The following is a 5,153-nucleotide window of genomic DNA, read 5'->3' on the forward strand; positions in this document are numbered from 1 at the left end:
CTTTGGTGATGGCTGTTACGTTGTTGCCTTGAATGCCTAGATCCGCGGGGCGGTTCGGGTCAACATCTGCCCACTCCAATGGGCCAATAGGAATATAATCGCTTCCGGGATGCGAAGTGACATATTCTTTGGAAGCATCCAGAATGGCCGGATAATGTGCAGCAAGGATAGCGATACGGCCCTGATTGATTTTCTCTTTAGCGATTGGGTCTGTCTGGGTAAATGCTTCAGGGTCCATCAGTCCTTCTTCAACTAGCTTCCGATAGAATAGTGTGTACTCTTCATAGCCTTTGGTGAAAAAGTGATGCTCTACCGTTCCGTCTCCTTTGTTGACATATCCAGCACCCGAATAGAACATGGTATTCCCAATGCCCACGGACCAGCCGTTACTGAAGCCACCCAGCGGGAAGACCGGCTGACCGTTCTCCTGCAGATTGGCATCTTTGATTGTTTTGAGGAAGTTATAGAAATCCTCCTTCGTCACGACAGACTGAGGGTCCACACCGACCTTCTCAGCGATGTCTTTACGGACATAGAAGCCGTAAAGCCAGTCCATGCCGTCTTCGTTCTTGGCAGGCTGATTTTGCAGGAGTAGATATTTTTTGCCGTCATATGCATCAATTGCTTTCTCGTATAGAGCTGGGGGTACATTTTCTTCGGCAATGGATTTCGCAAGGTTTGGATAATCCCCCAATTTGTCGGAAATATCCAACAACTGTCCTTCTTTGGCAGCCTTGATAATGCCGTCCAACTCGCCTCCCCATGCAGGTCCAGTATAGATATCCGGCAAATCCTGCGTGGCAAAAATCTGGTTTACTTTCTCAGTCTCACTGCCTTTTGTATATTCCCACTGGAGGGTAACGCCAGTCTTCTCCTTGATGACTTCTTCCACAGGCGTCATGCCATTATCCGATCCCCCTGATCCGTTCCAATTGTGTAGTATTTTGAGTTTGTATGAACCATCGGCTGCTTCTCCACCATCACCGTTCCCTGATGAATCCGTACAGCCGCTCAACAATCCTCCAACCAAGATGGACACGAGTAATACGGATACGCCTTTTGACCAAATCTTGTTCAAACCAATCGCCTCCTGAAATATGAATATGAATGATCTTGGTCAAGCTTGGTAAAGCCAAGCAAATTCCGGGTCAGGATAACCTAACCTTTCACCGAACCGATCATCACTCCCTTTACGAAATACCGTTGCATGAACGGATAGATGCACAAGATCGGGAAAACCGTGATGACAAGCAAAGCCATACGAAGGGATTCAGGTGTCGCACCTGCACCTCCTGCACCACCAACCGTCTGCCCGCCCTGTTGTGCTGCGCGTTGCATCGAATTGGATAACGACTCTGCTTCCGTCAGCATCTCCTGCAAGAGGGTTTGCACCGGGATCAGATCTTTGTTGGATACATAGTAAGCCCCTGAGAACCAATCATTCCAATGGGCTACCCCAATAAAGAGGGAGATGGTTGCCAGTACCGGTCCCGAAAGAGGCAGGATGATCCGAACAAATATTTGGAAATCCCCATACCCGTCAATGTGAGCAGATTCCTCCAGCTCTTCCGGAATGCCTTGCAGAAAGGTTCGGATAATGATGATATGCATGAAATTAAATAACAGCGGCAAGACGTATACCCAGAAGCTATTGATCAAATGCAGTTTCTGAAGCGTAATGAAGAACGGGATGAACCCGGCACTGAAAATCGTAGGCAAGAAGATGTAAAAGGTGAAGAACGATCGGCCGGGCAATGTTTTTTTGGAAAGCGCATAGGCCATGAGCGTACACAGGACAACATGGAGGAACGTACCCAGCACGGTGCGCATGATTGTAATTTGGTACGCCTTCCAGATGCGGGCGTTATCGAATACTTGAGCATAGTTCTCAAGCGTAAATTTTCGAGGAAGAAAATAGATCGCGCCCTGCATCGAATCCTTACCGTCATTCAATGAATAAGCCAAAATGTAAATAAACGGGTAGATCATGGAGAAACCAACCAGAGCAAGCAAGGTATAGTTGACTACTGAGAATAAAGACCATTTACGTGTCATAACGTCACCTCCTTAGAACAGGGATACATCACTGACTTTGCGGGCAATCCGATTGACCGTCAGAACCAGGATAAGACCAATAACGCTTTGGAATAATCCAACAGCTGCGGCGTAACTCAGGCGCCCTTCCCGGATACCAGAGTTAATGGCATGCACATCCAGTACGCTGCCCATGCTGGCAGTCCCAGGTCCGTTCAGGAGAAGAAGCTGCTCATAACCGGCGCTCATCAAATTACCCACGGCGAGAATAAATAATATAATGGCCACATTACGGATACCTGGAAGTGTCACGTGCCACATCTGTTGAAAGCGTCCTGCGCCATCGATCTTGGCAGCTTCATATTGCTGCTGATCAATTCCTGCAATGGCGGCCATAAAGATGATCGAATTCCAACCGATGTTTTTCCAGATGTCCGATCCGAGAATCATCTGATAGAACCAGGTGGGATTGTACAGGAATTGGATCGGATCGGTTCCAAATGATCCCAGCAAATCATTGACTGGCCCGCCATATGGAGTAAGCAATCTCTGCATCAGGGTGACAACCACGATCCAGGATACAAAATAAGGTAAATAAGAAAGAGTCTGAACAGTTTTCTTGAACCTGATCATCCGTATCTCGTTTAAAAGAATGGCAAGAATGATCGGCATCGGAAAGCCGATAAGTAGTTTCATGAGACTGATGATCACCGTGTTGCGGATGATATCACCGGATTGATAATAGTTAAAGAATTGTTCAAAGTACTTGAAGCCCGCCCATGGACTTCCACTGAAACCGCCAACGAAGGTGTAATCCCTGAAGGCAACTTGAATTCCATATAAGGGCACATAGGAGAACAAGAAAAACCAGATGATACCAGGCAGCATGAACAAGTAAAAGATCTTATGCTTCCAGATTCGCTTCATTAACAGATTGTTAGACTTATTCACATTCCCAACGCTCCTTTCCCTTGTGGAAGGTTGAACCCGTTATTCTTGCTAACCTTTCAATCGCAACGAGATGATTTCGAATGGTGTAAAGGACAAGACTACGTCAGATTGATTCTGAAGATCCAGCTTTGAAATGTTATTCTCCATGAGATCAACCTCCCAGACTTCAGCTGCATTCCATCCGATAGACAATTTCGTTTTGACCTGGGTTCCCGAGGTTTCATACAGACGGACGATGATGTCGTTACTATCCTCGGCTTTTTTTACCGACTCCACCATGATGTGCGGATGATCCGGCTGCAAGAATGCTTTCATATAAGGCAGTTTTCCCTCTGATACATCCGCTGAGGATACAGATAAGGAGCTCAGGCGAAGCGGAATATTCAGCTCATTTCCTTTTCGATAGATTTCAGCCTGCACGTGATTTCCTTGATGCGGATATAACGAGTAGGTGAATTGATGCTCTGCACGATCCGCCACCGGATCTGGATAGGAACTGCTGCGCAGCAAATGAAGGTCAAGCACATTGTTGATGGCTCGATGCCCGTATTTGCAATCATTGAGCAGGGCGACTCCGTAATCCGGCTCCGATAAATCCACCCATTGATGAGCGCAAATCTCATCCTTCGCAAAATCCCACATCGTATTGCGGTGAGTCGGTCTGCTCAAGCTGCCGAACTGGATTTCACAGTGAACCTGATCGGTACGGATGTTAACTGGGAAAGAAGTACGTAACATTTTACCGTTTTCTCTCCAATCCGCGCCGGTCTCGAAATCGATACGTCGACTCCCCTCGGTTAGAGTGACGGTTTGGGTTAGAGTAGACTCTCCGTAGCTGTAATCAAAAACCAGCCCAACTCTCGGACCATCCCGAAGCTCCCGGATATCATTCAGAATTAATGGCATCCCCGCCTGCGCTGAATAATCATGACGGAAATCCCAGGCATCACCTTCGTCATGATACACGCGAAGATCGTTCCCCCGCTGCCCTTGCAGGATGACTTCACGAGCCTCCAGCTTATCCAGGATCGAGGTGATGCCCCCATTCTGGTCAAATTTCACGATGAGGATGTCATTCTCTAGGCTCCGTTCTTCGGCTGTAACATGGAAGCCCGAATCCAACGTTTCCGAATCGATTTCAATGCTGGACGCTACTTCCCGCTCGACACCCTGGTTGCCATAATCGGATACCACAGTGTATCCCATCGATGGAACCTGCACTTTACACCATCGTCCATCCATGTGGAGCCATTCCTCGCGTTCCCAAGGCAGTGAATTGAACACCACGACTCCAGAGAATTCTGCCTCACTCGATGAGATATGGTCTGCTAAATAGTCGTAGGTTTCGGTGATCATGGCTTCCGTCTGCTGGAGCAATTCTTCATACCGTATTAACGACTCATCGTACACCCGCTTAATTGAAGATCCTGGAAGTATGTCGTGGAACTGGTATAGAAGGACTTCCTTCCAGATCGTCTCCAGTGTCTCGGCCGGATAAGACTTGCCAATCCGGTTAGCCAGCACAGCGGCAAACTCCAGTTCACGTAAAGCTTTCTCCATCTTGCGGTTGTAGCGCTTGCTTCGTGCCTGACTGGTCAGGGTTCCTTGGTGCTTTTCCAGATATAGCTCACCACGCCAGGTCTGGAATCGTTCTCTTTCTTCATTCAATCGTTCAAAGAATCTCCATGAAGGTTCCTGTACAACAGGCGCCAGACCGAGCAGGTTCTTCTCTCGCTCCAGCCGTTCCAAATGTTCTTCTCCCGGCCCACCGCCGCCGTCTCCAATGCCGAAGAGCATCAGTGCGTGGTTGGATACATTTTTATCTAAGTACTCCCGCTCTGCTTTGGCAATGGAACGTGGAGCCGCCGGACTGTTGTACGTATCCTCAGGCGGCATATGTGTTAATACTGAGGAACCATCGATCCCTTCCCACAGAAAGGAATGGTGAGGATGGCGGTTGTACTCACTCCAGGAGAGCTTCTGTGTCATCATGTAATCCACACCGGATTTTTTCAATAACTGCGGCAAGCTTGCGGAGTAACCAAATACGTCTGGCATCCACAGTGACTTCATTTCCATTCCAAATTCCTGTTGAAAATACCGTTTGCCATACAGGATCTGGCGTACAAGAGATTCACCACCAGGCACATTGGTATCCGACTCTACCC

General features: G+C 48.0%; 4 protein-coding genes. All 4 read right to left on the reverse strand.

Features of this window, described 5'->3' with window-relative positions; translation table 11 throughout:
* Positions 1 to 1,078 (reverse strand): extracellular solute-binding protein (locus tag AMS66_RS33465; RefSeq protein ID WP_330219286.1); only part of this gene is annotated, 1,078 nt, incomplete at its 3' end.
* A gap of 80 nt (positions 1,079 to 1,158) precedes the next feature.
* Positions 1,159 to 2,055 carry a carbohydrate ABC transporter permease gene (locus AMS66_RS04665; RefSeq protein WP_053779684.1) on the reverse strand — a complete coding sequence of 299 codons (897 nt, stop codon included), beginning with the start codon at positions 2,053 to 2,055 and terminating at the stop codon, positions 1,159 to 1,161.
* Between the two features lie 12 nt (positions 2,056 to 2,067).
* On the reverse strand, positions 2,068 to 2,985 hold the full coding sequence (locus AMS66_RS04670; RefSeq protein ID WP_053779685.1) for an ABC transporter permease: 918 nt from the start codon (positions 2,983 to 2,985) through the stop codon (positions 2,068 to 2,070).
* A gap of 48 nt (positions 2,986 to 3,033) precedes the next feature.
* The coding region (locus tag AMS66_RS04675; protein ID WP_236703185.1) for an alpha-mannosidase at positions 3,034 to 5,153 on the reverse strand (2,120 nt) is incomplete at its 5' end.

The organism is Paenibacillus xylanivorans, from assembly GCF_001280595.1.
GTDB classification, from domain to species: Bacteria; Bacillota; Bacilli; order Paenibacillales; family Paenibacillaceae; genus Paenibacillus; species Paenibacillus xylanivorans.